This is a genomic window from Falsiroseomonas ponticola (assembly GCF_016805305.1).
Taxonomy (GTDB): Bacteria; Pseudomonadota; Alphaproteobacteria; order Acetobacterales; family Acetobacteraceae; genus Falsiroseomonas; species Falsiroseomonas ponticola.
Genome location: NZ_JAERQN010000009.1, coordinates 49,539 through 75,131, shown reverse-complemented (window position 1 = coordinate 75,131; position 25,593 = coordinate 49,539). Strand labels below are relative to the sequence as shown.

Genomic DNA, 25,593 nt, shown 5'->3' with positions numbered 1-25,593 from the left:
CCCCCCGTTGGGGGGAGAGGGCTTCGGGTCACTTATCCTGGGGCATGCCGGTCGGGATGATGGTCTTCACCAGGGTGGAGTCCAGCGCCTCGTAGTCGTGGTAGCCGATGGTCTCGTAGAGCTGGGCGCGGGTCTGCATGCGGTCCAGCTGGTTCTGGGTGCCGCCGTCGCTGCGGATGGCCTGGTAGAGCGTCTCCATGGCGCGGGCGGCGACCCGGAGGTGGCTGACGGGCCAGATCACCATGGCGTAGCCGAGATCCTCGAACTCCTTGGCCGTCAGGAAGGGCGTGCGGCCGAATTCGGTCATGTTGGCCAGCAGCTTCACGCCCGGCATGCGCTTCGCGAATTCCGCGAACATTTCTCGAGTTGTCAGCGCCTCGGGAAACACCGCATCCGCACCGGCCTCCAGGTAGAGCTTGGCGCGGGCCACGGCGCCGTCCATGCCTTCGCTCGCCGCGGCATCGGTGCGGGCGATGATGTAGAGGTGGCGGCGGGCCTTGCGGGCGGCGGCGACCTTGGCGGCCATGTCGCGGGCATCGGCCAGCTTCTTGTCGTTGAGGTGGCCGCACTTCTTGGGCAGCAGCTGGTCTTCCAGGTGGACGGCGCCGGCGCCGGCTTCCTCGAAGACGCGGACCATGTGCATGACGTTCAGCGCCTCCCCATACCCCGTGTCGCCATCGACCAGCGTGGGCAGCCCCGCGGCGCGGGTGACCTGGCGGATATAGGCGGCGACCTCATCCACCGTGATCATGCCGAGGTCGGGCAGGCCCATGGTGGCGGACATGGCGGCGCCGGACATGTAGAGCGCCTCGAACCCCTGCTTCTTGGCCAGCAGGGCGGCGATGCCGAGATGGGCGCCGGGCATCTGGAGGATCTGCGGCCGGTCCAGCAGGGCGCGGAAGCGCACCCCTGCCGGGGCGTCGGGCAGGTCGTCGGCGATGACATAGGGCATGGACGGCTCCGTGGTCTCGGGTTCGGGCCAGTTTGGCCCGGAAGCCGCGCCCCGGCCAGCCACGCAGCCCGGCCCTCCCGCGATGGCAGCGTTGAGGATGGCGCCAAAGCCCGGCGGTCCAGGGTCCCCCTGGACCCTGGCGAGGGGATTATACCAACGGCCGCTTGCAGCGACTCGTTGGTATCGTTTTTTTGCCCTCAGGCGCGTCGTGCCAGAGGCACGCCTTCGGCGTGACGCGCGCGCTCCGCGCGCTTGGCTCGCCGCACAAGCGGCGGGCCGCATTCGCGGCCTCGGCCGCCTTCGCCGGCCGCAGGTCACTCATTGATGCCGTTGGTGTTACAGGGGAGCAGCGCTCCCCCTGCTCAGGCCGGAATGAGCCCATGCCTTTCCATGATCCCCGCGATCCGCGCCGGATCCGGCTTGCCCGGCCCGGCGATGGCTTCCGCCATCTCCTCGAAGTAGCGGCGGCCGATGGAGCCCGGCGTCAGCACCACCAGCGCGCGGGCGGGCTCCTCGTGCCGGTTCTCGTGGTGGTGGATGGCGCCGCGGGGGATGAAGGCGACGTCGCCCTGGCGCAGTTCGCGGCTGGTGCCGTCGATGGTCGTGGTCAGCGTGCCGGAGAGGCCATAGACGGCCTCGTCCACCGCCTGGTGGTAGTGGGGCGCGGGGACGCGGGCGCGGGGTTCGACGGCGAATTCGAAGACGATCATCTCCCCCGCGCCATCCGTCTCATCGACCAGGAAGGTCAGGGTGAGGCCGCCGATGCGGACCACGCGCGCGGGCTTCGTCGTTTCCATGCCGTCGCCTCCGATGTAAAGTCGTTTTACGCGGAACAGACGTAAAGGCACTTTACCATTGGGGTCAAGCGAGGCGTCCGGGCCGCCCTATATCGGCGCACTGGCCCACCAGCTTTATCGATTGGCGCGCGAAAGGGTGGTCCAGTCGATCCGGGATGCCGGCGGCACGGATGTGCATGAGACGCATCTGGCGGTCTTCGCCTATCCGCTGCCGGATGGGATGCGGCCGGCGGAGCTGGCGCGGCGGCTCGGCATGTCCCGCCAGGCGGGGAACCATGCGATCCAGCAGCTGGAGGCGCTGGGCTATCTGGAGCGGCGGCCGGCGCCGGGCGGGGGCACGCGGCGGCTGGTCTATCTGCAGCCCAGGGGCTGGCGGATCGCGGAGGCGATCTGGGCGTCCATGCGGGCGCTGGAGGCGGAGCTGGCGGCGGAGGTGGGCGAGGAGCGCTTCGCCACCTTCATGGCGGTGCTGCGGGAGGTGACGGCGGCGCGGCGGTGAGGCGGCTCAGCCGGGCGGGTCCACCCCGATATCCTCGGCCCAGACCGCCGGCTTCTCCCGCTGGAAGCGCTGCATGAGCGCGATGCAGGCGGGGTCGTCGAGGACCGTCACAGCCACGCCGCGCGACCTGAGAAGATCCTCGTTCCCCTCGAAGCTGCGGTTCTCCCCGATGACAACCCGGGAAATGCCGAACTGGATGATGGTGCCGGTGCACATCATGCAGGGCGTCAGCGTGGTGTAGAGGGTGGTGCCGGCATAGCTGCGCCTGCGGCCGACGCGGCGGAGGCAATCCATCTCTCCATGCGCGATGGGGTCGCCTTCCTGGACGCGGCGGTTGTGGCCGCCGCCGAGCAGGCGGCCCTCCACGCCGACGAGCACGGCGCCGACGGGGACGCCGCCCTCCTCGAAGCCCTGCTGCGCCTCCGCGAGCGCGAGCGCCATGAAGGCGGCGTCGTCCATGGGCGTGGCTCCCTCAGTAGAGATGGGCCTCATAGGCATGGGCGATGCGCGTCTCGGCTTCCTTCGCCGCGATCTTGCCGGTCTGGCCGGCAAGGATGCGGCCGAGGCTCGGGATCTCGCCCGGGGCGGCGTGGCGGGCGGGGTCCCAGAGGGCGCTGCGCTTCAGCGCCTTGCCGCAATGGAAGAAGACCTCCTCCACCGTCACCATCAGGGCGCTTTTCGGCAGGCGGTCCTGGGCGGAGAGGCCGCCGAGCGTCGCGGTATCCGTCACCATCTCCGCGCGGCCGTTCACGCGCAGCGTCTCGAGCACGCCGGGGACGAAGAAGAGCAGGCCGAGACGGGGATTGGCCGCGAGGTTGGAAAGGCTGTCCACGCGGTTGTTGCCGGGGCGGTCGGGCAGCAGCAGGCGCCTGTCGTCCAGCACCACGACGAAGCCGGGCGCGTCGCCGCGCGGGGAGGCATCGCAATTCCCTTCCCCATCCGCCGTCGCCATGACGAGGAAGGGGGAGCGCGCGATGAAGAGGCGGGCGAAGTCGTCGAGGTGGTCCAGCTGCTTGTCCACCGCGAGGCCCGCGGGAGGCGGGTAGATCGTGCGGAGATCGTCCATGGTGGCGCGTCCTCAGCTGGCCGTGGCGCCGGAGGCGCGCACGACGGGTTCCCATTTCGCCAACTCCGCCTGCACGAAGGCGCTCGTGCCTTCCGGCGTGGTGCCGGTGACGGCGGGCTGGCCCATCTCCGACAGGCGCTGCGCGACCTCGGCTTCCCCCACCACCGCGTTCAGCGTGGCGTTGAGGCGGGCGATGAGGGGCGCGGGGGTGCCGGCGGGGGCGAAGACGACGTTCCAGGTATAGGCCTCGAAGCCCGGCATGCCGGCCTCGGCGAAGGTCGGCACCTGGGGCAGCGCGGCGGCGCGATCGGGGGTGGCGATGGCGATGGCGCGGATGCGGCTGTCCTGCACGAAGGGCACGACGGAGGCGAGCGCGTCGGTCGCGAATTCGACGCGGCCGGCGAGCAGGTCCGCCACCATGGGCGCGGAGCCGCGATAGGGGATGTGGGTGGCCTGGGCGCCGAGCTGCTGCATGAGCAGCACGGCTGCCAGGTGCCCCATGGAGCCGGTGCCGGAGGAGCCGTAGTTCATCTGGCCGGGCCGGGCGCGCAGCAACTCGATGAAGCCGCGGAGGTCTCGGGCGGGCAGGCCAGGGTTCGTGACCAGCACGATGGGCACGCGGGCGATCTGCGCGATGGGCGCGAAATCCCGGATGGGGTGGAAGGGCAGCCGGCCTTCCTGCAGGGCGGGGTTCACCGCATGGGTCGTGGCGGTGCCGATCAGCAGGGTCAGGCCATCCGGCGCGGCGCGGGCCACGGCTTCCGCCGCGATGGCGCCGCCGGCGCCGGGGCGGGGATCCACCACCACGGGCTGGCCGAGCCTGGCGGCCATGCGGTCCGCGACCAGGCGGGCGACGATGTCGGTCGGCCCGCCGGCGGCGAAGGGGATGACCAGGCGGATGGGGCGGGCGGGCTGCGCGCGCGCGGGCGCCGCCAGCGCCGTCGCGATGCCGCCAAGGGCCGAAAGCGCAAGGCGTCGCGAGGGCATGGGCGGTTCCGTTGTCGTTCGTGACGTCCGGTTCATCCTGCCGGGATGGGGGCGGCTGTCAACGCCGCGCCCATGCCGTCAGAACAGGCCCCGTCAGAAGAAGATGAAGGTCACCAGCACAAACAGGGGAACCAGGATGCAGGCGGCCCAGGCGCAGTAGCCGAAGAAGGAGGGCATGCGCTCCCCATTCTCCTCCACGATGGCCTTCACCATGAAGTTGGGCGCGTTGCCGATGTAGCTGTTGGCGCCCATGAAGACCGCGCCGCAGGAAATCGCGGCCAGCGTCAGCGCGCCCTGCGTCATCAGGAAGCCAGGATCGCCGCCGGCCAGTTCGAAGAAGACGATGTAGGTGGGCGCGTTGTCGAGGAAGGAGGAGAGCGCGCCGGAGAGCCAGAAATAGACCCAGGGGATGGGCGCGCCATTGGCATCCGAGGTCAGCGCCACCAGCCCCGCCGCCGCGCCCGCGCTGCCGGCGCGGAGGATGGCCAGGACGGGGGCCATGGTGATGAAGATGGCGGCGAAGAGTTTCGCCACTTCCAGGATCGCGCCCCAGGCGAAGCCGTTCGCCTCCCTCAACCGGGCCGTGGTGCCCTTGACGGAGACGAGGGTGATGGCGGCGAAGAGGGCGATGCCGATGAGCTTCTCGACCTCGATCGGGTGGCCGAGGACGGGGACGGTGCCGAGCTTGACATAGCCCATGGCGATGACGACGGCGACGATGGCGCCGAGCAGCGCGACGTTCAGCCAGCCCTCGATGGAAAGCGGCTCCCGCGCGCCGGTGTCGGGGGCCACGGGCTTCTCCCGCTTCCAGGCGAGGGTGTCGAGCACCCAGTAGAGCGCCAGCAGCACGATGCTGCAGAGCAGGAATTCGGCGAAGAGATGCGTCGTCGGCCAGAAGAAGGACACGCCGCGGAGGAAGCCGAGATAGAGCGGCGGGTCGCCCACCGGCGTCAGGCTGCCGCCGATATTGGCGACCAGGAAGATGAAGAAGACGAAGGTGTGGGTCTTGTTGCGGCGGAAGGCATTGGCGCGCAGCACGGGGCGGATCATCACCATGGCGGCGCCGGTGGTGCCCATCAGGCTGGCGAGTGCCGTGCCGATGGCCAGCAGCGCGACATTGGTGCCGGGGGTGCCGACCAGCGTGCCCTTCAGCATGACGCCGCCGCCCGCGGTGTAGAGCGCGGTGAGCAGGGCGATGAAGGGGATGTATTCCAGCACCGCGACATGGGTGAATTCGTACCAGGCGGCGCCGGGGCCGAAGACGGCGGCGAAGGGCAGCAGGAACAGCGCCGCCCAGGCGGCGGCGATCTTGCCGTAGTGGTGATGCCAGAGGCTGGCGGCGAAAAGCGGCATCAGCGCGATGGAGAGCAGGATGCCCACGAAGGGGATCGCCCAGCCCAGCGACAATTGCGCCCCCGGCACCCCGGCCGCCAGGGCCGGAAGCGGCAGCAGGGTGGCCATGGCGGCCCCCGTGACGACGCGGCGCAGTTGCGGCTTCCCCATCATTCCGTCTCCCCGAACCCCGGGGAAGGCGCATACAGGCAACCATCGCCGCCGTCACGATGCTGTCCCCCGGGGCCCTGCGGCGCCCTGCCGGCGGCCCCTGCCCTTCCCGCCCGGGCCCGCCGGGCCTAACTTCGCCCGCAACCGACGGAGTGATCCCCATGGAAATGACTGGCGAACGGCGCATCGGCGCCCCGCGCGAGGCGGTCTGGGCCGCGCTGAACGACCCGGCCGTGCTGAAGGAGGCGATTCCGGGCTGCGAGAGCGTGGAGCGGATCGGGGACGACCAGTTCCAGGCCAAGGTCTCCATGAAGCTCGGCCCGATGTCCGCCAAGTTCGGCGGCAAGGTCACGCTGTCCAACATCAACCCGCCGGCCTCCTACACCATCTCGGGCGAGGGCACGGGCGGCGCCATGGGCTTCGCCAAGGGCGGCGCCGATGTGGCGCTGGATGAGGTGGGGCCGAGCGAGACGCTGCTGCGCTACAACGTGAAGGCGCAGGTGGGCGGCAAGATGGCGCAGCTCGGCGCGCGGCTGATCGACAGCACCGCCAAGTCCATGGCCGACCAGTTCTTCGACCGTTTCGCGGCCCAGCTGGCGCCGGCGGCGCCCGTGGCGGTGGCGGGGACGGATACGGAATACCTGGCGGGCAGCGCGGAGGCGGCGCCGATCACGCAGCATGGCGCCGAGGGGCAGTCCCCCGGCGGGCCGGTGCACAAGCCGAACCCCACGACCGGGGAGATGCCGCTGCCGCTGCGCCTGCTGACGCAGGATTTCATGGGCTTCCCGGCGCAGGTCTGGTTCGGCGGCGCCGCGATGGTCGTCATCCTGGCGCTGATCTTCCTGGTGGGCTGAGCGTGACCATCCCCGCCGACGTCGCCGCAACCCAGCGCCTGCTGGCCGAGGGCGGCTATGTCGCCGACCGCCAGCTGGCCACCACCATCCACCTGGCGCTGCGGATGGGCCGGCCCATCATGCTGGAAGGCGAGCCGGGCACGGGCAAGACGGAGATCGCCAAGGTCCTGGCCGCGCAGCTGCCCCGCCGCCTGGTGCGGCTGCAATGCTATGACGGCATGGACCTCGCCTCCGCCGCCTATGAGTGGAACCATGCGCGGCAGCTGATGGCGATCCGGCTGGCGGAAGCCTCCGGCGAGGCGGGGGACCGGGGCAGCCTGGAGCGGGGGATCTATGACCGCCGCTTCCTCCAGGCGCGGCCGCTGCTGCAGGCGCTGGAAGGCGAGCCGGCGGTGCTGCTGATCGATGAGCTCGATCGCGCGGACGAGCCCTTCGAGGCCTTCCTGCTGGAGATCCTGGCGGATTTCCAGGTGACGATCCCGGAACTCGGCACGGTGAAGGCCGCGACGCCGCCGGTGGTGGTGATCACGTCCAACCGGACGCGGGAGGTGCATGACGCGATCCGGCGGCGCTGCCTCTACCACTGGGTGGACTACCCGGATGCGGCGCGGGAACGCGCGATCCTGAAGATCCGGGCGCCGCAGGTGGGGGAGAGGCTGTCCGCGCAGGTGGTGGCCTTCGTGCAGGCGGTGCGGGGCGCCGATACCTTCAAGCCGCCGGGGGTGGCGGAGACCATCGACTGGGCGGCGGCGCTTTCCGCGCTGGATGCGAAGGAGCTGGAGCCGGCGCTGGTGGATGAGACGCTGGGCGCGCTGCTGAAGTACCAGGACGACATCGCCAAGATCCGCGGGGCCGAGGCGGCGCGGCTGGTGACCGAGGCGAAGCAGGCGGTGGGCTGAGGGTGGCGGGCCGGGCCGGATGATCCCCCCCAGGACCGCCATGCTGCTCCGCCCGCATGAGGGTGGTGCGGCCATCGGCAACAACCTGGTCGCCTTCGGGCGGCTGCTGCGCCGCGCCGGGCTGCCGCTCGGCCCGGCGGAGCTGCTGGCCGGCGCGGCGGCGCTGGAGGCGATCGAGATCGGGGACAAGGCGCAGGTCCATGCCGCGCTGCGGGCCACCATGGTCCACAAGCACGAGCATTTCTTCCTGTTCGACCACGCCTTCAGCCTGTTCTGGCGCGACCCGGAGGCCGGCGCGCACGCCGCCGCCATGGCGCTGATGGATGGGATGAAGGAGCAGCCCAAGCCATCCCCGGCATCGCGCCGCATGGCGGAGGCGATGCAGGGCGACCGGCCCAACCCGCCCAAGCCCCCCGAACAGCCGCCCGAGGACCGCGTCGACATGACCTTCACGGTCAGCGAGCGCGAACGCCTGCAATCCATGGATTTCGAGGCGATGTCGGCCGCCGAGCTAAACGCCGCGAAGAAGGAGATCCGCAAGCTGGTGCTGCCGCTGGATGCGCGGCCGACGCGGCGCTTCCGGCCGGACCATGCGGGCCCCACCACCGACCTCCGCGCCACCATCCGGGAAGGGCTGCGCACGGGCGGCGAGATCATGGACATATCGCGCCGGCGCCGCGTGGTGCGGGCGCCGCCGCTGGTGGCGCTCTGCGACATTTCCGGCAGCATGGCGCGCTATGCGCAGATCCTGGTGCATTTCCTGCACGCGGTGGCGAATGACCGGGACCGCGTGCACACCTTCCTGTTCGGCACGCGGCTGACCAACGTGACGCGCCAGTTGAAGCACCGGGATGCCGAGGTGGCCTTCGAGATGGTGGCCCATGCGGTGCCGGACTGGTCGGGCGGCACGCGGATCGGCGAATCGCTGGAGCTGTTCAACAAGGCCTGGGCGCGGCGGGTGCTCGGCCAGGGCGCCGTGGTGCTGCTGATCACCGATGGGCTGGACCGGGAGGGGGCGAAGGGCCTGGCGGAGGCGACCGATCGCCTCCGCAAATCCTGCCGCCGGCTGATCTGGCTGAACCCGCTGTTGCGTTACGCCGGCTTCCAGCCCAAATCCCAGGGCATCCGGGCCATGCTGCCGCATGTCGATGAGTTCCGCCCGGTCCATAATCTCGCCAGCCTGCGCGACCTGGTCTCCGTGCTCAGCGACCCGCGCGCCGGCCGAAGGGGGAATGCCGCATGAGCGCCGCCACCGATTCCGAGGATATCCTGGCCACCGCCGCCGGCTGGAAGGCGGAGGGCGAGCGTGTTGCCATCGCGACCGTCGTGGAGACCTGGGGCTCCTCCCCCCGCCCGGCCGGGTCGCGGCTCGCGGTGACGGCGTCCGGGCGGATCGCGGGCAGCGTCTCCGGCGGCTGCATCGAGGGCGCCGTGGCGGAGGTCGCGCAAAAGACGATGGAGACGGGCGTGCCGCAGCTGCTGGATTTCGGCATCAGCGACGAGCGCGCCTGGGAAGTGGGGCTCGCCTGCGGGGGCAAGCTGAAGGTCTTCGTGGAGAAGCTCGGGTGAAGAGCGACCTCCTCGACCGGCTGATGGCGGCGCGGGCGGCGAAGGTGCCGCTGGCGCTGCTGACCCGCCTGCCCGATGGCGCTCAGCTGCTGCTGCCGGGGGATGCGGTGCCGGAAGCGCTGGCCGCGGAGGCCCGGGCCGCGATCGACGCGGATGCGGCGCGCAACGTGACGATCGGCAACGAGACCTGGTTCATCGCGCCGGAGAACCCGCCGCTGCGCCTGGTGATCGTGGGCGCCGTGCATATCGCGCAGGCGCTGGTGCCCATGGCGCTGCCGCTGGGTTTCGCGGTGACGGTGGTGGACCCGCGCCGCGCCTTCGCCACCGAGGAACGGATGGGCGACCGCGTCACCATCTCCGGCGACTGGCCGGATGACGCGCTGCGCGCGCTGGCGCCGGATGCGCGGACGGCGGTGGTCACGCTGACGCATGACCCGAAGCTCGATGACCCGGCGCTGGAAGTGGCGCTGCGCAGCCCGGCCTTCTATGTGGGCTCGCTCGGCAGCCGGAAGACGCATGCGAAGCGCGTGGCGCGGCTGGCGGAAGCCGGGCTGACGGAGGCCGAGATCGGCCGCATCGCCGCGCCGGTCGGGCTCGATATCGGCGCGGTGACGGCGCCGGAGATCGCGGTCTCCATCCTGGCGCAGATCGTCTCCGCCCGCCGCGGCGGGCCGAAGAAAAGGGCTGAGGGATGATCTTCGGGCCGACGCCGCTGGACGAAGCCAAGGGGGCGGTGCTGGCGCATACCGTCCGCCTGCCGGGACGCGTGCTGAAGAAGGGCACGGTGCTGGATGAGGGCGCGATCGCCGCGCTGCGTGAGGCGGGCAAGCGCGACGTGATCGCCGCCCGCATGGAAGCCGGCGACGTGCCGGAGGACGAGGCGGCGGACCGGATCGCCGATGCGCTGATGGCGCCGCTGGTGGCGAAATCCCGCGCCGCCACGGGGCGCGTGAACCTGTTCGCGGAAAGTGCCGGGCTGTTCACGGTGGATGCGGGCCTCATCGACCGCATCAACGCGGTGGATGAGAGCGTCACCGTCGCGACGCTGCCCAACCACGCGGTGGTGGCGGCGAAGGAGATGCTGGCGACCATCAAGGTGATCCCCTTCGCCAGCCCCGGCCGCGTGCTGCAGGTGGTGGAGGCGATGACGCGCGGGCGCGGGGGCATCGCGATCCATCCCTTCCAGCCGCTCTCGGTCGGCCTGGTGCTGACGGAGCTGCCCGGCATCAAGGAAAGCGTGATGGAGGGCGCGGTCGAGGCGACCGATGCGCGCATCAAGGCGCTGATGGGCACCATGCTGCCGGTGGAGCGGGTGCGGCATGAGGAAGGGCCCGTGGCCGATGCGCTGACGCGGCTGCGCAAGGCGGGGGCCGACCTGCTGCTGGTGGCCGGCGCCTCCGCCGTGGTGGACCGGCGGGATGTCGGCCCGGCGGCGATCGTGCGCGCGGGCGGCGTGATCGAGCATTTCGGCATGCCGGTCGATCCGGGGAACCTGATCTGCCTCGGCCGGATCGGGGAGGTGCCGGCGCTGGTCCTGCCGGGCTGCGCGCGCAGCCCGAAGCTGAACGGCTTCGACTGGGTTCTGCACCGGATCTTCGCCGGGCGCCGCGTGACGGCGCGTGACGTGATGGGCATGGGCGTTGGTGGCCTGCTGAAGGAGATCGAGGTGCGCCCCCTGCCCCGCGCGGAAGCGCCCCGCGTGCCGCCGCCCGCGACGGCACCGCGCCGCGCGCGGAAGGTCTGCGCGCTGGTGCTGGCGGCCGGGCGTTCGCGCCGCATGGCGCCGCTGAACAAGCTGCTGGTGCCGGACACCAAGGGCCTGCCGATGATCCTGCGCGTGGTGGACAATGCGCTGGCCTCGCATGCCTCCCCCGTCATCGTCGTGACGGGGCATGAGCGGGAGCGGATCGAGGAGGCGCTGGCGGGGCGCCCGGTGCTCTTCGCGCATGCGGAGGGCTATGCGGAGGGGCTGTCAGCCAGCCTCAAGGCCGGGCTGGCGGCGGTGCCGCCGGATGCGGAGGGGGTGCTGGTCTGCCTGGGCGACATGCCGCTGGTGACGGCGGCGATGCTCGACCGGCTGCTGAGCGCCTTCGATCCGGAGGAAGGCCGCGCCATCGTGCAGCCGACCTATCGCGGCAAGCAGGGCAACCCGATGCTGTGGAGCCGGGAATTCCTGCCGCAGATGCTGGCCATCAGCGGCGATGTCGGCGCGCGGCACCTGGCGGGCAAGCATGCGGACCGGCTGGTCGATGTGGAGATGGCGAATGACGCGGTGCTGCGCGACTTCGACACAACCGAGAGCCTGAAGGGGCTGCCGGAGTTCGCGGGGAAGAAGTAGCGGCGCGCGTCACGGCGGGAATTGCGCCGGGACCAGGGGAACGCATTCCATGGCCCCTTCTGGGGCGCCTTCCGGCAACGGCACGCCCGGCGTGAAAGTGGCGGGGCGCCAGCCGTATTCGCCCGAGGCCACGCGGAAATGCCGCCAGCCATGGCTGCGGCGGTCGAGGAGCGTCAGGGAGAGGCCGTAGTCCCGGAACTCGCAGGCGATGTGCCAGCTTCGCCTGGTCGCCGCCACGATTTCCTGCATGACGAATCCGGGGGCCTCGCCATTGCCGCGTACCGGCGACCATTCGAACAGCAGGAAGACGGCGGGCGGAGCGCCATGGCGAAGGCTCGTGACCTTGTAGCTGAGATGCAGACTCGCGTCGAAATTGATCGATGGGCGTTCTTCCGTATCCCGGCCCAGCCGTTCGTCGTCGTAGTTCTCCGCCAATGCCTCGGCCACCCAATGATCGGTCTGGCGAAAAGCGCGGAGCGCCGTTGCGGCCTTCGGATCGATGCTGGACCAGGGGAGGCGCTGGGCGGAGGCGCTGAGCGTCGCCAGGGCGAAAACCAGGGTCGTGACAAGCGCGCGCTTCATCGCGCCGGCTTCGCGCCCGGGTTCACCGGCACGCAATCCATCGCGCCGCGGAGAGTCGCGCTGGGGCGCCACGCATAGGTCACGGAGGCGATCTGGAATTGGCGCCAGCCATGGCTGCGCCGGTCCAGCAGCGTGACCGCGCCGTAGGGTGTTCCATCACTGTCCGCGAAGTCGCAGGCAACGCGCCATCGGTAGGGCGGGCTGGCGCCGTATTGCTGCATGACGACGCCGGGCGCCGGCCCGCTGCCGCGGACCGACAGCCAGTTGAACAGCAGGAAAACCAGTGGCGGACCGGCCTCGGACACGCTGACCACGAGGTATTCGAGATGGCGGCTGGGGTCGAAGCCGAGTGGCGGAAGCGGATCCCCATCCCGCGTTCCCGGTCGGGGGGCAAAGGTCTCCGACATCGCCTCCGCCAGCCAGTGATCGGTGTCGCGTAGCGCCGCAACAGCGGCGGCGGCCACGGGGTCCATGCGGCTATAGGGCATCCGCTGGGCGGCGGCGGGCGGGATGGCCAGTGACAGGGCGAGGCCAGTGGCCAGGATGCATTCGACACGAGTCATCGCTGACCGGCCCGCCGGTATGGGACGGTGCTGAACTCTCGCAACCTCGTCTCAATGGCGAGATCGGCGCCCTCCGCCGGTGCATTGCGGGCGCGCCGCTCGAAGTATCGTGCCACCGCGGTGACGCCGGCGCGATGTGCGGCAGCTGCAAGGCCGGCGTCGGTCACGGGCACGTCCTTGCCGCTCGCGCCCCGAATCGTTCGCCCGGACAGTCTGAAGAGGCCTCTGTTCTGCAAACGAACTTCATTGCTGGCCATATAGTCACCAAACGCCGCCTCCCGAGCTTGAGGGTTGGCGAGGAAGTCGTCATCGCTTGTGACCCCAGCACGACGGGCGCGGTCGGTCCAACCGCCAGCGCTGTCCTTCCAACCGCTCTCCTGGAGTGCTGCACTCAACATCTGGTACCGCCCCATGGCGGAGGAGCCCGGATTGCGTGCGCCGTAGCCGAAATTCTCGGCGATACCCCGAACCTCGCGTTCCGCGATCTGCGCGCGCCATTCCGGATTGGGCTGGTTCTCCCAGGGCCTTGGCGATGCGCCGCGGGTGTGGGCCTGGACCTGGATGACATCGCCATCCGGCCCGCGACGTTCGTAGGCGCGAACATGGCCGACGGTGTCGGCGCCCTGGTCCGGCGCGGCGCCCGTCACCCAGGCACCGTAGCGTTCCCGTTCGGGATGGCCGGGCTGCCAGTAGCGGCGATCGCGCATGGCTTCGCGCAAGGCGGCTTCGTCGATGGGCAGCGTCGGCATCCCTCGAATCCGGAAAGGGGCGTGCCGATCATAGGGTGAAGCAGGACCGATCGAAACGATCTCCGCTACCCCTCCCCCCGCGCGAAGCCCGCGATCGCCGTCGCCAGCAGCGCCGGGTGGCTCGCGATCAGGCCATGGGTGCCGCCCGGCACCACGACCAGCCGCGCGCCCTTCACGAGATCAGCGGTCGGACGGCCGGTGAGGTCGAGGGGGCAGGTGGCGTCCGCATCGCCCTGGATGACCAGCAGCGGCAGGTCGAGTGCGGCGAGTTCGGCGCGGAAATCCGTCTCGGCCAGTGCCTGGTGAAAAGCCAGCAGCGCGGGGAGCGAGGCGGTGAGCGCATCGGCGCGGATGGCGTCGAGCAGCGCGTCGGAGGGAAGCGGCCCGCCGAAGGGGCGGGCATTCTCCGCCAGCCAGCGCGGGAGATCATCGAGCAGCGCGCCGCGCAGCGCCGCCAGCGCCTCCGCCGGGATGCCCGCCGGGTTGTCGGGGCGCTGGAGCAGCAGCGGCGTGGTGGGGCCGATGAGGACCAGGCGCGCGATGCGGCCCGCGCCGTGGCGCGTCAGGCAGCGCACCGCCTCCCCGGCCGCGCCGGACAGGGCGACGAGGGTGACACCGTGCTGGTCCTCCGTCGCCAGGACATCGGCCAGGTCGTCGGCCAGCGTGTCGTAATCCATGCCTTCCCCTTGGGCGCCGCCCGGGTCGGCCGAGCGGCCATGGCCGCGGCGGTCATAGGCCAGGGCGCGAAATCCCTCCCCGGCCAGCCGCGCCATGATGGCGCCCCAGGAGAGGGAGGAGAGCGACCAGCTCGCCAGCAGCAGCACGGGCGGGCCGGCGCCCGCCCCCCGGCTGAACAGGGCCACGCCGTCACGGGTGACGACGTGACCCGTCGGGCGCAGCCCGGTCATGCCAGCGCCGCCCGCAGCGGGGCCTGGCGCAGCGCGGCGGCCTGGGCGATGGCGAGGCCCAGCACGGCCAGCGCCTGGAAGGCGATGAAGCCGTTCCCGAGGGCGGTGGCGCCGAGCAGCGCCACGCCCAGCGCGCTTTCCGCCACCCAGGCCAGGTTCAGCGCCACCACCGCCCGCACCGCGTTGCGCGGCGGCGCGGCGGAGAGGCCGAGCCAGGCGACCAGCGCGGCCCAGGGCAGGAAGAACAGCCCCACGCCGCGCAGCAGGGCAGCGGGCAGGCCGAAGGGGCCGGCGAGCCCATCCGCGCCGGCGGCCAGCAGCAGGCCGGTGGCGCCGCTGGCCGCGGCATCGGCCAGCAGGGACAGGCGCAGGAAGCGGGTGGGGAGCAGCCTGGTGGTGAACATCCTCGTCCTCCTCTGGTTCGGGACGGGGGCAGCCAACACCCGGGGCGGGCGGCGGGGCGATGACGCGGGAGGTTATCGTGATGATGCCGGGGCGCGCGGTAGGGTGCGGGCATGCAGACCTCGCCCCGCATCCCCGCCCCCCAGGTTGGCCCCCTGCTCCGCGCCTGGCGGGAAAGGCGGCGGCTGAGCCAGATGGCGCTGTCGCTGGATGCCGGGATCAGCCAGCGGCACCTCAGCTATGTCGAGGGCGGGCGCGCGACGCCGAGCCGGGAGATGGTGCTGCGCATCGCGGAGGAGCTGGAGGTGCCGCTGCGGGACCGCAACGCGCTGCTGCTGGCGGCGGGCTATGCGCCGGCCTTCCCGGAACGCGGGCTGGACGACCCCGCCCTGGGCGCGGCGCGGCAGGTGGTGGAGGCGATCCTGCGCGCCCATGCCCCCTTCCCCGCCTTGGCGGTGGACCGGCACTGGGTGATGCTGGCGGCCAATGCGGCGGTGGCGCCGCTGCTGGCCGGCGTCGCGAACCGGGCGCTGCTGACGCCGCCCGTGAATGTGCTGCGGCTCAGCCTGCATCCGCGCGGGCTGCTGCCGATGATCGCCAATGCCGGGGAATGGCGGGCGCATATCCTGGAACGGCTGCGGCGCCAGGTGGCGGCGGGGGCGGACCCGGTGCTGGCGGCGCTGCTGGCGGAGCTTGCCGCGCTGCCGGGCGCGGCGGACCGCGTGGCGGGCTCGCCCGGCCTGGTGCCGGGGGGCATCGCCGTGCCGCTGGTGCTGGACACGCCGGCGGGGCGGCTGGCGCTGATCTCCACCACCACCGTCTTCGGCACGCCGGTGGAGGTGACGCTGGCGGAGCTGGCGATCGAGGCCTTCTACCCGGCGGATGAGGCCACGGCGGCGGCGCTGCGGGCGCTGGCTACCTGACCAGCGCCTGCGCGGCCTCCATCGTCTGGCCCACGGCGCCGGAGACGTCGCGCACCGCGGTCGCGATCTCCTCCACGCTCGACAGCACGGAGGAGACGGCGCTGGCGGCGGATTGGGCGCTGGCCGACATCTCCTGCGTCACGCTGGCCTGTTCGGTGACGGCGCCGGCGGCGCGGGAGACTTCCTCCCGCACCGTCGTCACCTGGCCCTGGATCGCGGCCATGGCCTTGGCGACACTGGCGGAGCGGGCCTGGAGGCCATCGATCTCCTTCGTGATCTGCTCCGTCGCGCGGGCGGCCTGGACGGCGAGGTTCTTCACCTCGCTGGCCACGACGGAGAAGCCCTTGCCGGCCTCCCCGGCGCGCGCGGCCTCGATCGTCGCGTTGAGGGAGAGGAGGTTGATCTGGCTGGCGATGTCGCGGATCAGCGCGACGATGCCGCCCATGGATTGCGCGGCGCTGGCAAGCGCCTGGGTGTCCGTGCCCACGGCCTCCGCCTGGGCGAAGGCGGCATCCGTGGCGGCGCGGGAGGTTTCCATGTTGCCGGCGATGGCGTTGATGGAGGCGGCGAGCGCTTCCGCGTTGCCGGCCACGGATTGCACATCCCCCGTCGCGGTGCCGGCGGCGGCGCGGGCGGCATCGGCTTCACGGTTGGAGCGGCCGACGGCGGTGTCGATGCTGTCGATATAGACCTTCAGCCGGGCCAGCAGTTCCTTCTGCGCGGTGACGTCGGAGGCGAACTTCACCACCTTCGTGACCTGGCCGCGATGGTCGAGGATGGGGTTGTAGGAGCCCTCGATCCAGACGACGCGGCCGCCCTTGGCGATGCGGCGGCCCTGGGCCGTGATAGGCTTGCCGGAGGCGAGGCCGGCCCAGAAGCTGGCATAGTCGGCGGAGCGCGCGGTCGCCTCCTCCACGAAGATCCGGTGGTGCTGGCCCCGGAGCTCCTCCTCCCGGTAGCCCATGAGGGCGAGGAAATTGTCGTTCGCCTTCAGGATGGTGCCGTCCACGGTGAATTCGATGACGGCCTGGGCGCGGCCGATGGCGGCGATCTGCGCGGCGTAGTCCAGGTTCAGCAGGCGGTGATGGGCGTCCTCCCACTCCACCACGAAGCCGGTGCGGCGGCCGGCTTCCATCAGCGGCGTCACCAGCAGGTCGAAGGCGCGGCTGCCGATGGCGATGGTGGCGGCGTGCGGCTTGTCGAGGTTGGCCAGCATGCGGCGCTGGTGGTCGGGCGTCTTGTGGAAGACGTCGATGTTGCTGCCGATCAGCGTCGCCATGCTGAAGCGCGGGAGTTCGCGTTTCAGCTCCTCCTCCGCCTCGGCCATCATCGCCGTGACCGCCTGGTTCATGTAGGTGATGTTCAGGTCGGCGTCGGCGATCATGATCTTGGCGCGCAGGCAATCGAGCGCGGCGAGCCGCGCGGTCGAGCCATCGGCGCGGGCGGGACGGATGAACATGGCGTTTCTCCTGCGGCGCGGGGCCGCCCGTTGCCTCTACGGGCCGATTGATTACGGCGGGCTTAACCCGCGGATCGGATTCATCCAGCGGCGCGGCGGCACCGGCCCGGCGGGTCACCGCCCGCCGGCAGGGCCGGACAGCCCCTAACGGAGGCTCAATCCTTTGGCGGCACGCTGGCGGTGCGCGCGCCCCGCATCGGGTGCCTCCCCGCGCGCCGAAGGTTGCCGATGATGAACCACAAGGATCCTGGCCTGCCCCATGGCGGCCTTTCCGGCCCCGATGGGCTGAGGGCCGGCATCGCCGCCCGCTTCCTGCTGCTGGGCGGGGCCGGGCTGCTGCCCGTTCTGCTCGCCCTTGGCTACGTCCAGGGGCAGCTGGAGGGGCCGGGCGCGGCGGAGGCGCGGGCGATGCTGGCGGTGCTGCTGGTGGCGCTGCCGCTGGCGGGGCTGGCGCTGGCCTGGCTGGCCGGGTGGATCGTCGCGCGGCGGGTGCGGGGCCTGGCGCGGAGCCTCTGCGGGCTCTCCGCCGGGCGGCTCGAGGAAGCCATCCCGGACGGCGCGCGGCGCGACGAATGGGGCGATGCCGCGCGGGCGCTGCTGGCCCTGCAGGCGCGGCTGCGGGACGAGGCCGCGGGGCGGGAGAGCGAGGCCGCCGCCCGCCTGGCCGCGGATGCGGCGCGGGGCGAGGCGATCCGGGACATGGCGGACCGGGTGGAGACGGCGACCGGCGCGGCGGTGGACCTGGTGGCGCGCAGCATGGACCGCATGGCGGACGAGGCCGAGGCGATGGCGGGCTCCGCCGCGACCGTTTCCGTCAATTGCGCGGATGTGGCCGATGCCGCGGCGGCGGCGCTGCGGAACGTGGAGGCGGTGGCGGCGGCGACCGAGGATCTGAGCGCCGCGATCGGCGAGATCAGCGCCCGGATCGGGGAGGCGACGAACGCCACCGGCCGCGCCAGCCGCAGCGGCACCCAGGGGCGGGAGAGCATCGACGCCCTGGCGCAGGAGGTGGAGCGCATCGGCGGCGTGGCGCGGCTGATCGCGGGCATCGCGGGGCAGACCAACCTGCTGGCGCTGAACGCGACGATCGAGGCCGCGCGCGCGGGCGAGGCCGGCAAGGGCTTCGCCGTGGTGGCGAACGAGGTGAAGAGCCTGGCAGCGGAGACCGCCAAGGCCACCACCGAGATCGCCCGCCAGGTGGAGGAGGTGACGCAGGCCACGACGCGCGCCGTGACGGTGGTGGGCGACATGGCGGATGCGGTGGCGGAGGTGGATGCCGCGGCCGCCGCCATCGCCGTGGCGATGGAACGGCAGAGCGAGGCGACGCGCCGCATCGTGCAATCCGTGTCGGAGACGACGAGCGCGACCGATGCCGTGACGCAGCGCATCGACATCGTGGCGACGGAGACATCGGGCGCGGTGGAGCGTGCGATGCAGGTGAATGCCGCGGCCAGCGATGCCCGCACGGGGGTTGGCGAATTGCGCCGCAACCTGGTGCGGGCGGTGCGGGAATCGGCGCCGGAGGCGCAGCGCCGCGCCCATCCGCGCCTGGCGAAGCCGCTGCCCGTGCGGATCGACAGCGGCGCGCCGGAAGGGCCCGCGGCGGCGGTGCTGGCGGATATCTCGCTGGGCGGCTGCCGCTTCCAGCCCGGCGCGCCGCCGGTGCCGGCGGGCAGCACGGTGACGCTGCTGGCCGATGGCGTGGCGCCGGGCCTGGCGCTGCGGGCGGAGGTGCTGCAGGCGGAGGACGCCGCGACCGGCGAGGCGCTGCGGCTGCGCTTCCTGGCGATGGCGCCGGCGGCGCAGGCGGCGCTGGAAGGCGGGCTGGCGCGGCTGGGGGTGCGGGAGGCGGCGTGAGGGCAGCGGCGCGCCTCCCCTCCACCCTGCGCCGGTTCATCGCGGCGATCCGTTCCGTTGGATTCCCGGATCATCCGGCCGCGCGGGCAGGAAGCGGGATGCAGGGACGAGCATTGGCGTGGCGCTAGGCGGCAGGACAGTCCTGGCCGCCGTTGGCGCGCTGCGGCCGGCAGGCTGAGGATCGCTCATCCGGCGCAGGGACCTGCGCCCCGGCTTCGCCTTCGCGCCAGCCCCCGCGCGGTTGCGGTCATCGCCATCGGCTGCCGCGCCTTCGTGGCCAGGATCGATCGGCGCGCCGGCGGCATCGCGCGCCGGCGGCATCGCGCCCTGGCGCGGGCGGCGGGCAATCGCGATCCCGCCGGCCCTTGGACGCGGCATCCTGCCCGGGCCGCTGGCGCGCTGCGGCGGGCTCAGATCCAGACGAAGTCGGCCGCGCTCATCTGGTTGGCGGCGGTGAGGCCGGTGACGGAGAAGGCGAGATCGGCGGCGGCGTCGCCGTCCAGGTCCACCTGCATCAGGCCATCGCCGGCGTAGCGCGCTTCCGAATTGCCGCCGCCGGTGAAGGTCGCGCTTCCGAGGTAGGCGAAGGTGCCCACGCGCAGATCCAGGGAAAGCGCGATGCGGTCGCCATCCTCGCGGGTGAAGTCGGCGATGATGTCCTCGCCTTCCTCACCTGCCGCCAGGACGAAGATATCGGCGCCGGCGCCGCCGGACAGTTCATCGCTGCCCGCGCCGCCATCCAGCGTATCGGCCCCGCCTTCGCCGAGGAGCCCGTCGTCGCCCGCGCCGCCGGACAGCGAATCGTTCCCGGTGCCTTCACCGGAGTCGCCGTACAGCAGATCGTCGTCGTCGCCGCCATCGACCGTATCGGCGCCCGCGCCGCCGAAGAGGGAGTCGCGTCCCCCGGCGCCGGTCAGCAGATCGTTGTCGCCCTGGCCATACAAGGTATCCCGCCCAAGTCCCCCCTGTATGGTATCCGCGCCATCGCCGCCGCGAATACGCGTGCCGACGCTGCCGATGGTCAGGAGGTCATTGCCGGCACCGCCGTAGATCAAGACAGCCCCGGTGCTGCCGGTGAGATCGAGCGACGTGCTCGCATTGGCCAGATAGATCTCGACGTTGGAGACGAAGCTCGCGCCGCGCAGGTCGATGGTGCCGCCGGTCGTGGTCTGGATATCCGCGCTTTCGATGAGGCTGAAACTGTCCAGTTGCGCGGCGGTCAGCTGGATCCTGGTCAGGCTGCCGTTGCTCTGCAGCGCTTCGAAGCCGGAGATCCTGGCGGAGGCGAGTGATGGGAGCGCGTCCCCATAGACGATCAGCCGGTCCGTGCCGGTGCCGCCCCGGATGACGACGCCAGCGGGGACGGCGGCGCGGAGCGTGACCGTGTCATCACCCGCCCCGGCATCGACGCGACCGACCGCATGGCCGAGGGCGTCGATGACGTCGTCACCATCGCCGCCCAGCAGATGGTCGATGCCCTCGCTCGCCCAGAGCAGGTCATTGCCGGCGCCGCCGGACAGCGTATCCTGGCCGCCGCCGCCGGCAAGCGTATCGGCGCCGTCCCTGCCATTGATGCGGTTGGCGGCCTCGTTGCCGGTGATGATGTTGTCGAGCGCATTGCCGCTGCCGTCGATGGCCGCCAGGCCGACCAGCGTCAGCACCTCGACCTCCGCCCGCAGGACGTGGGAGACGCTGCTCTCCACCGTGTCGGTCCCGCCGGCCTCCGCCTCCACGTACCGGTCGGCGGTGCTGTCGATGCGATACAGGTCGTTGCCGGCGCCGCCATACATCGTATCGTCGCCCGTGCCGCCATCCAGGGTGTCGTGGCCATCGTGCCGGGTCGCGCTGGAGGAGCCGTGGAGCTTGTCGTTCCCCGCGCCGCCGACCAGCGAATCCGCCCCGCGGCTGCCGATCAGGGTGTCATTCCCGCCGCCGCCATCGATGGTGCTGGACACGGTGCCCGCGACGACGCGATCCGCGCCGCCCTGGCCCTCGACCGAGATGGCGAAGCCGACCAGGGCGAAATTCAGGCTGTTGCCCTCCGCCGCGGTGCGGAAACGGGCCTGGAGGTAGCCGAGGTCGCTGAGATTGGCCGAGCCGCCGCCGACGATCTCGATCACGCCGGGCAGGGTGGCGGTCAGCGTGATCTCCCGCAGCGCATCAAGCTGGGCGATGCCGACCCGCGTGACCGCGGCGGCGGAGACGAGCTCGTCGATGCCGGAGATGGTCGCGAGCGTGAGGTCGGCGACCTCCATCGCGGCGATATCGATCACGTCCCAGCCGGACGCGCCGGCGATCACCTCCCCCAGCGCCAGGTCGGTGGCGGTGGTGATGCGGAAGGTGTCGTCCCCACTGCCGCCCCGCAGCACATCCGCGCCGCCGAGGCCGATGAGCAGATCGGGGCCGCCGCCGCCATCGATCGTATCGGCGTCCCCGCTGCCGATGAGGGTATCGCGCCTGCTTGTTCCGATCAGCACCGTCATGACGACCCCTACCGCTGGAATGCAACCTGGGTTTGCATTTTAACGATATCAGGTCGTTTCGACGCTAGCGCTGGTTGATGCGGGGCCGCGGGGCGGGAGGGCGGGAGGCGGCGTGCGCCCCCCCCCTACCCCATCGCCGCCTGCACCCAGCGCGCCACGGCCAGCACGCCCGCATCCTCCCCGATCCGGCCCGCCAGCTGCACGCCCATCGGCAGGCCCTTCGGGCCGGTCGCGACGGGCACCGTGACGTTCGGGCCCCAGAGCAGGGTCCAGAGCAGGTTGAAGGTGGCGTCGCCGGTGTAGCTCAGCCCCTCCGGCGCCTCGCCGGGGGCGGAGGGCGTCAGGATGGCATCGAGGCCCTGGGTGGCACTCGCGAAGGCGGCGCGGGCGGCGGCGGCGGCGGCGCGCGCCTCCTCCAGCATCGCGGGCGGCTGGGTGCCGGACCAGTCGAGCCGGTCCAGCAGCACGGCGGAAAGCTGCGGGCGGGCCTGCGCGTATTCCCAGGCCAGCGCCTGGCGCGTCTCCATGTTCATCATGTGGCCATGCAGCGCGGCCGCGCGCGGCAGCTCCGGCGGCAGGGCGAAGGGCACCACCTCCGCCCCCGCGCGCCGGGCGGCTTCCGCCGCGCGGTCCAGCAGGGCCAGCGTCTCCGGCGTGGCGGAGGAGGCATCGTGGCCGAGGGTCAGGCCGAGGCGGGGCGCGCGGGCCGGCCTGGCATCGGGGTCGCCGAGGTCGCGGCCGGTCATGGCGCCCATGGCCAGCGCGCAATCGGCGACGCTGCGGGCCATGATGCCGATGGTGTCGAGGCTTTCGGAGCAGACCTTCATGCCGCCGCGATGCAGCGTGCCGAAGGAGGGCTTGTAGCCGACCACGCCGCAATAGGCGGCCGGGCGGACGATGCTGCCCGCGGTCTGGGTGCCGAAGGCGATGGGCAGCATGAAATCCGCCACCGCGGCGGCAGAGCCGGAGGAGGAGCCGCCCGGCGTATGGGCAGCGTTGTGCGGGTTGGTGGTGGCGCCGGGATTGCGGGTGGCGAATTCCGTGGTGACGGTCTTGCCCATGATGACGCCGCCGGCCGCCCGCGCCGCGGCGACCGCCGCGCTGTCGCCCCGCGGGCGGTGGCCGGTCCAGATCGGGCTGCCATAGCCGGTCGGCAGGTCCGCCGTGTCCAGCACATCCTTCACGCCGAAGGGGATGCCATGGAGCGCGCCCGGCCGCGCGGCGGCCGCGGCGCGGCGGGCGGCGCCAGCGTCGAGCCAGGCGAAGGCGCGGGTCGTGCCCTCCCGCTCCGCCGCCCGGGCCAGGCAGGCTTCCATGAGCGCGGCGGGGGAGAGGCGGCCCGCGGCGATGGCGCGGGCGGCCTCGGTGGCGGTCAGGCGGCTGGGATCGGTCATGCGCGCATCACGCCACGGTCAGCCCCGCTTGCGAAGGGGTGGCGAAGGCTGGGGGGCGGGGCCACTCTGGAAGCGATGCCAGACCCGCTGATCAGGGTGGCCGGCGGCGCCGATGGCGCGCTGAGCTACGCCATCGCCATGCCGCCGGAAGCGCTGCCCGCCGTGACGCCGGCCGCGCTGCTGGGCGCCTGGGACGCGGCGCGGGCCAGGGCCAGCGCGGGCGGCTGGGGCCCGCCGCGGGAATTGCTGTTCCGCCGCGCCGATGGGGGTGCCACCCGACTCGCCATCGCGGACCGGGATGCGCGGAGCTGGGCGGAGGCGGTGGACCACCGGGCCGATCTGGCGACGCTCGGGGGGCTTTCGCTCTGCCTCCGGCTGCTGGCGCTGGTGGAGGTGATGGGCCGGGCCGCCTGGCTGGCCGGCCTGTTCAGCGTGACGGCGGAGGGGGTGGAGCTGCACCCCGCGCTGCTGCGCGCCGCGGCGTCCATGCCGCTCGATGCCGGGGCAAGGTTCGACGCGGCGGCGCTTCGCGGGCTATTGTCGCACGCGCTGCCCGCGCGCATGCCTGCGTGATCCGACTGAGAGAGTGATCCATGCCCCCCTGCCTCCCCTGGCGCCGTCCCTCCCCCCGCCTGATGCTGGCCGCGCCGATCCTGGCGCTGGCGGCTTGCGGAACCTCCCTGCCGCCGGTCACGCCCATCACCGCGCCGGCGCCGGTGCCGCGGGGCGAGCGCGATGCGCGCTACGATGCGTGCCGGGAGCAGGCGACTCGCGTGGTGCAGTACCGCGAGCGCGGGCAGCTGATGCGGAGCGACGAGACGGAATCGGGCCGCGGCACCATGGGCGTCGCGCCCCTCACGCGGGTGGAGAATGACCGCGGCGCGGCGCAGATCGACCGCGACCGGCTGATCGCGGAATGCCTGCGGGCGAGCCCCGACCCGGTGCGCGGGCCGGGCCAGGCGGCGACGACGACCACCACCACCACGACCGGCACGGGCGGCGGCCTGGCGCTGCCGGCCAGCGGGCGGGCGCTGCCGCCGCCGGGCGTCGGGGGGCGCTGACGGGGCAGGAAGGTGGCGTCGCTCGGCGCCCTCGGCCGAGCCCTTTCCACCCGCGACTCGCGGCTGTTCTTCTCCGGCTCCATGGTGGCCTGGACGGGCCTGTGGATGCAGCGGATCGCCGTCTCCTGGCTCGCCTGGGAACTGACGGGCAATGCCTTCTGGGTCGGCATGGTGGCCTTCTGCGACCTGGCGCCGGCGGTGCTGATCAGCCCCCTGGCGGGCGCGATCGCGGACCGGGTGGACCGGGTGCAGCTGGCGATCTGGACGCAGGTGGCGATCGCGGCCCAGGCGGCGGCGGTGGCGGGCATCACGGCCAGCGGGCACATGACCATCGGCATCCTGCTGGCGCTGGAGGTGCTGGGCGGCGTCGCCGCCAGCTTCGCCCAGCCGGCGCGGCAGACGCTGATGCCGGGGATCGTGGCGCGGGCGGACCTGCCGGCGGCGGTGGCCGCCAATTCGCTGTGCTTCGCCGTGGCCCGCTTCACCGGGCCGGCCATCGCCGGGCCGGTGATCGCGGCCTGGGGGGTGGTGCCGGCCATCGCGGGGAATGCCATCGGCTACAGCTTCGCCATCCTGTCCATCGCGCTGCTGCGCGTGGATGCGCGGGAGAGGCGCGGGCACCCGGCCTCCGCCAGCCTGTGGCGGGAGGTGACGGGCGGCATCGGCTATGCCTGGCGGCATCCGGGGCTGGGGCCGCTGCTGCTCTATGCCGCCATGGGCGCGCTGCTGATGCGCGGCGTGCAGGAGATCCTGCCCCCCTTCGTGGAACGGCTGTTCGGGCGGGGGGCGGAGAGCCTGGCGATGCTGACCGCCTGCTTCGGGGTGGGGGCGCTCTGCGCGGGCCTCTGGGTGGCGTCGCGCGGGCGGCTGGAGGGGACGACGCGGATCGCGATCTTCGCGGCGCTGGCCCAGGCGGTCGCGACGGTGGGGTTCGTGGCGACGGGGTGGTTTCCGCTGGGGATGCTGTGCGGGGCGCTGATCGGGGCGGTCGCCTCCATGCACGGGATCAGCGTGCAGACGCTGCTGCAGAGCGCGGCGGACCCGGCCTATCGCGGGCGGATGCTGAGCCTCTGGGGGCTGATCACCCGGGCCTTCCCGGCGCTGGGGGCGCTGCTGCTCGGCGGGCTTGGTGAATTGTTCGGGCTGCGGCTGCCGACGCTGGCGGCGGCGGCTCTGTTCCTGGGCGTCTTCGCCTGGGGGCTAACCAAGCTGAAGACGATCGAGGCGGCGCTGGAAGGCCAGACCGCCTCGGCCAGGGATCGCTGACTGGTAGTTGCCTGGCTATACGGCTCCACCATTTGCGGGCGGGGCGGCGGGCGGCGGCGCGGCGTTCGGCGCGGCGGGCGGCGGCGCAGGCTGGACCGTTGCGGAGCGGCCACCTTCCTCCGCCCGCCGTAGGGGTGTGAGGTACGTGGCAAGGGCACCAACCGCTGCTGACATGATCGCTACGATAGGCTCGGGCATCGAGATTGATGTCCCTCGCACGGCAGCGACCGAGAAGAATAAAATTGGAACGGCCGCGATAAAGATGAGGCCCCAGATAATGTAGCGCACCGTCCAGCGGTCGTTGATGACGGGCATGCCCTTCCGCAATTCGTCGATCAGCCTGACCTTGTCGCAGACTGGGATATCGGGTGCGGTTGCGACCTTCTCGATTGCCTCGTAGATGCGATCGGTCATGAAGCGGCCTCCGGATCTGAAACAACATTCTTTTCCGGAACGAAATCACGAGAACGCGAGAACTGTCA

General features: G+C 72.1%; 27 protein-coding genes. 12 read left to right on the top strand and 15 right to left on the bottom strand.

Annotated features, from left to right (window positions below; genetic code table 11):
• Nucleotides 1-28: 28 nt before the first annotated feature.
• Both prpB and JJI54_RS22880 read right to left on the bottom strand, forming a co-directional pair.
• Nucleotides 29-952, bottom strand: a complete 924-nt coding sequence (prpB, locus tag JJI54_RS22885; protein WP_203075493.1) for a methylisocitrate lyase — start codon at nucleotides 950-952, stop codon at nucleotides 29-31.
• A 362-nt stretch (nucleotides 953-1,314) separates the two neighbouring features.
• Nucleotides 1,315-1,749, bottom strand: a complete 435-nt coding sequence (locus JJI54_RS22880; protein ID WP_203075490.1) for a cupin domain-containing protein — start codon at nucleotides 1,747-1,749, stop codon at nucleotides 1,315-1,317.
• A gap of 136 nt (nucleotides 1,750-1,885) precedes the next feature.
• Between JJI54_RS22880 and JJI54_RS22875 the strand changes: the two genes are divergently transcribed.
• Nucleotides 1,886-2,248 (top strand): MarR family winged helix-turn-helix transcriptional regulator, encoded by a 363-nt coding sequence (locus tag JJI54_RS22875; RefSeq protein WP_203075487.1) that lies wholly within the window; start codon nucleotides 1,886-1,888, stop codon nucleotides 2,246-2,248.
• 6 nt (nucleotides 2,249-2,254) lie between these two features.
• Here the strand turns inward: JJI54_RS22875 and JJI54_RS22870 are convergent, their stop codons facing one another.
• The 4 genes from JJI54_RS22870 to JJI54_RS22855 all read right to left on the bottom strand — a co-directional run bounded on the left by JJI54_RS22870 (nucleotide 2,255) and on the right by JJI54_RS22855 (nucleotide 5,804).
• Complete coding sequence (locus JJI54_RS22870) at nucleotides 2,255-2,707, bottom strand: nucleoside deaminase (RefSeq protein WP_203075484.1); 453 nt, start codon at nucleotides 2,705-2,707, stop codon at nucleotides 2,255-2,257.
• Between the two features lie 13 nt (nucleotides 2,708-2,720).
• Nucleotides 2,721-3,314 (bottom strand): pyridoxamine 5'-phosphate oxidase family protein, encoded by a 594-nt coding sequence (locus tag JJI54_RS22865; protein ID WP_203075482.1) that lies wholly within the window; start codon nucleotides 3,312-3,314, stop codon nucleotides 2,721-2,723.
• A 12-nt stretch (nucleotides 3,315-3,326) separates the two neighbouring features.
• The gene (locus JJI54_RS22860; RefSeq protein ID WP_203075480.1) at nucleotides 3,327-4,301 is read right to left on the bottom strand and encodes a Bug family tripartite tricarboxylate transporter substrate binding protein; all 975 of its coding nucleotides are present in this window, start codon (nucleotides 4,299-4,301) and stop codon (nucleotides 3,327-3,329) included.
• A gap of 93 nt (nucleotides 4,302-4,394) precedes the next feature.
• Complete coding sequence (locus JJI54_RS22855) at nucleotides 4,395-5,804, bottom strand: sodium:proton antiporter (RefSeq protein ID WP_226382025.1); 1,410 nt, start codon at nucleotides 5,802-5,804, stop codon at nucleotides 4,395-4,397.
• Between the two features lie 161 nt (nucleotides 5,805-5,965).
• On the opposite strand from JJI54_RS22855, the gene JJI54_RS22850 reads away from it, so the two are divergent.
• From JJI54_RS22850 to JJI54_RS22825, 6 genes are read left to right on the top strand one after another with little or no spacing between them, the layout of a single operon-like run.
• Nucleotides 5,966-6,658: an SRPBCC family protein gene (locus JJI54_RS22850; RefSeq protein ID WP_226382024.1), complete on the top strand. Its 693-nt coding sequence runs from the start codon at nucleotides 5,966-5,968 to the stop codon at nucleotides 6,656-6,658.
• A 2-nt stretch (nucleotides 6,659-6,660) separates the two neighbouring features.
• Nucleotides 6,661-7,557, top strand: a complete 897-nt coding sequence (locus JJI54_RS22845; RefSeq protein WP_456305611.1) for an AAA family ATPase — start codon at nucleotides 6,661-6,663, stop codon at nucleotides 7,555-7,557.
• A gap of 19 nt (nucleotides 7,558-7,576) precedes the next feature.
• Nucleotides 7,577-8,800, top strand: a complete 1,224-nt coding sequence (locus tag JJI54_RS22840; RefSeq protein WP_226382023.1) for a vWA domain-containing protein — start codon at nucleotides 7,577-7,579, stop codon at nucleotides 8,798-8,800.
• The gene (locus tag JJI54_RS22835) at nucleotides 8,797-9,126 is read left to right on the top strand and encodes an XdhC family protein (protein ID WP_203075476.1); all 330 of its coding nucleotides are present in this window, start codon (nucleotides 8,797-8,799) and stop codon (nucleotides 9,124-9,126) included. The genes JJI54_RS22840 and JJI54_RS22835 overlap by 4 nt, the downstream gene beginning before the upstream one ends.
• Entirely contained in the window at nucleotides 9,123-9,821 is a 699-nt protein-coding gene (locus tag JJI54_RS22830; RefSeq protein WP_203075474.1) for an XdhC family protein, read from the top strand. Before JJI54_RS22835 ends, JJI54_RS22830 begins: the two co-directional genes overlap by 4 nt.
• Nucleotides 9,818-11,464 (top strand): NTP transferase domain-containing protein, encoded by a 1,647-nt coding sequence (locus tag JJI54_RS22825; protein ID WP_203075472.1) that lies wholly within the window; start codon nucleotides 9,818-9,820, stop codon nucleotides 11,462-11,464. The genes JJI54_RS22830 and JJI54_RS22825 overlap by 4 nt, the downstream gene beginning before the upstream one ends.
• Before the next feature lie 9 nt (nucleotides 11,465-11,473).
• Here JJI54_RS22825 and JJI54_RS22820 read toward each other — a convergent pair whose 3' ends face one another.
• The 5 genes from JJI54_RS22820 to JJI54_RS22800 form a co-directional block, all read right to left on the bottom strand.
• Nucleotides 11,474-12,046 (bottom strand): hypothetical protein, encoded by a 573-nt coding sequence (locus JJI54_RS22820; protein ID WP_203075470.1) that lies wholly within the window; start codon nucleotides 12,044-12,046, stop codon nucleotides 11,474-11,476.
• On the bottom strand, nucleotides 12,043-12,609 hold the full coding sequence (locus JJI54_RS22815) for a hypothetical protein (protein WP_203075468.1): 567 nt from the start codon (nucleotides 12,607-12,609) through the stop codon (nucleotides 12,043-12,045). Before JJI54_RS22815 ends, JJI54_RS22820 begins: the two co-directional genes overlap by 4 nt.
• Nucleotides 12,606-13,358, bottom strand: a complete 753-nt coding sequence (locus JJI54_RS22810) for a hypothetical protein (protein ID WP_203075466.1) — start codon at nucleotides 13,356-13,358, stop codon at nucleotides 12,606-12,608. The genes JJI54_RS22815 and JJI54_RS22810 overlap by 4 nt, the downstream gene beginning before the upstream one ends.
• Nucleotides 13,359-13,423: 65 nt before the next feature.
• A complete protein-coding gene (locus tag JJI54_RS22805; protein WP_203075464.1) occupies nucleotides 13,424-14,266 on the bottom strand; it encodes an alpha/beta fold hydrolase in 843 nt (280 codons plus the stop codon).
• Nucleotides 14,263-14,670, bottom strand: coding sequence for a hypothetical protein (locus JJI54_RS22800; protein WP_203075461.1), 408 nt, complete (start codon nucleotides 14,668-14,670; stop codon nucleotides 14,263-14,265). Before JJI54_RS22800 ends, JJI54_RS22805 begins: the two co-directional genes overlap by 4 nt.
• A 111-nt stretch (nucleotides 14,671-14,781) precedes the next feature.
• Here JJI54_RS22800 and JJI54_RS22795 point away from each other — a divergent pair, with 111 nt between their 5' ends.
• Nucleotides 14,782-15,591 carry a helix-turn-helix domain-containing protein gene (locus JJI54_RS22795; RefSeq protein WP_203075458.1) on the top strand — a complete coding sequence of 270 codons (810 nt, stop codon included), beginning with the start codon at nucleotides 14,782-14,784 and terminating at the stop codon, nucleotides 15,589-15,591.
• Here JJI54_RS22795 and JJI54_RS22790 read toward each other — a convergent pair.
• The gene (locus JJI54_RS22790) at nucleotides 15,584-17,050 is read right to left on the bottom strand and encodes a methyl-accepting chemotaxis protein (protein WP_203075455.1); all 1,467 of its coding nucleotides are present in this window, start codon (nucleotides 17,048-17,050) and stop codon (nucleotides 15,584-15,586) included. The genes JJI54_RS22795 and JJI54_RS22790 overlap by 8 nt on opposite strands.
• Before the next feature lie 228 nt (nucleotides 17,051-17,278).
• On the opposite strand from JJI54_RS22790, the gene JJI54_RS22785 reads away from it, so the two are divergent.
• Nucleotides 17,279-18,907 (top strand): methyl-accepting chemotaxis protein, encoded by a 1,629-nt coding sequence (locus JJI54_RS22785; protein WP_203075452.1) that lies wholly within the window; start codon nucleotides 17,279-17,281, stop codon nucleotides 18,905-18,907.
• A gap of 410 nt (nucleotides 18,908-19,317) precedes the next feature.
• On the opposite strand, the gene JJI54_RS22780 is transcribed toward JJI54_RS22785, so the two are convergent.
• A complete protein-coding gene (locus tag JJI54_RS22780) occupies nucleotides 19,318-21,390 on the bottom strand; it encodes a calcium-binding protein (protein WP_203075449.1) in 2,073 nt (690 codons plus the stop codon).
• A gap of 125 nt (nucleotides 21,391-21,515) precedes the next feature.
• Nucleotides 21,516-22,784, bottom strand: a complete 1,269-nt coding sequence (locus tag JJI54_RS22775; protein ID WP_203075446.1) for an amidase — start codon at nucleotides 22,782-22,784, stop codon at nucleotides 21,516-21,518.
• 75 nt (nucleotides 22,785-22,859) lie between these two features.
• On the opposite strand from JJI54_RS22775, the gene JJI54_RS22770 reads away from it, so the two are divergent.
• From JJI54_RS22770 to JJI54_RS22760, 3 genes are read left to right on the top strand one after another with little or no spacing between them, the layout of a single operon-like run.
• Nucleotides 22,860-23,357 (top strand): hypothetical protein, encoded by a 498-nt coding sequence (locus tag JJI54_RS22770; RefSeq protein WP_203075443.1) that lies wholly within the window; start codon nucleotides 22,860-22,862, stop codon nucleotides 23,355-23,357.
• Between the two features lie 20 nt (nucleotides 23,358-23,377).
• A complete protein-coding gene (locus JJI54_RS22765; protein WP_203075440.1) occupies nucleotides 23,378-23,845 on the top strand; it encodes a hypothetical protein in 468 nt (155 codons plus the stop codon).
• 12 nt (nucleotides 23,846-23,857) lie between these two features.
• Nucleotides 23,858-25,111 (top strand): MFS transporter, encoded by a 1,254-nt coding sequence (locus JJI54_RS22760; RefSeq protein WP_318987558.1) that lies wholly within the window; start codon nucleotides 23,858-23,860, stop codon nucleotides 25,109-25,111.
• A 15-nt stretch (nucleotides 25,112-25,126) separates the two neighbouring features.
• Here the strand turns inward: JJI54_RS22760 and JJI54_RS22755 are convergent, their stop codons facing one another.
• Nucleotides 25,127-25,525, bottom strand: coding sequence for a hypothetical protein (locus JJI54_RS22755; RefSeq protein WP_203075437.1), 399 nt, complete (start codon nucleotides 25,523-25,525; stop codon nucleotides 25,127-25,129).
• Nucleotides 25,526-25,593 lie beyond the last annotated feature (68 nt).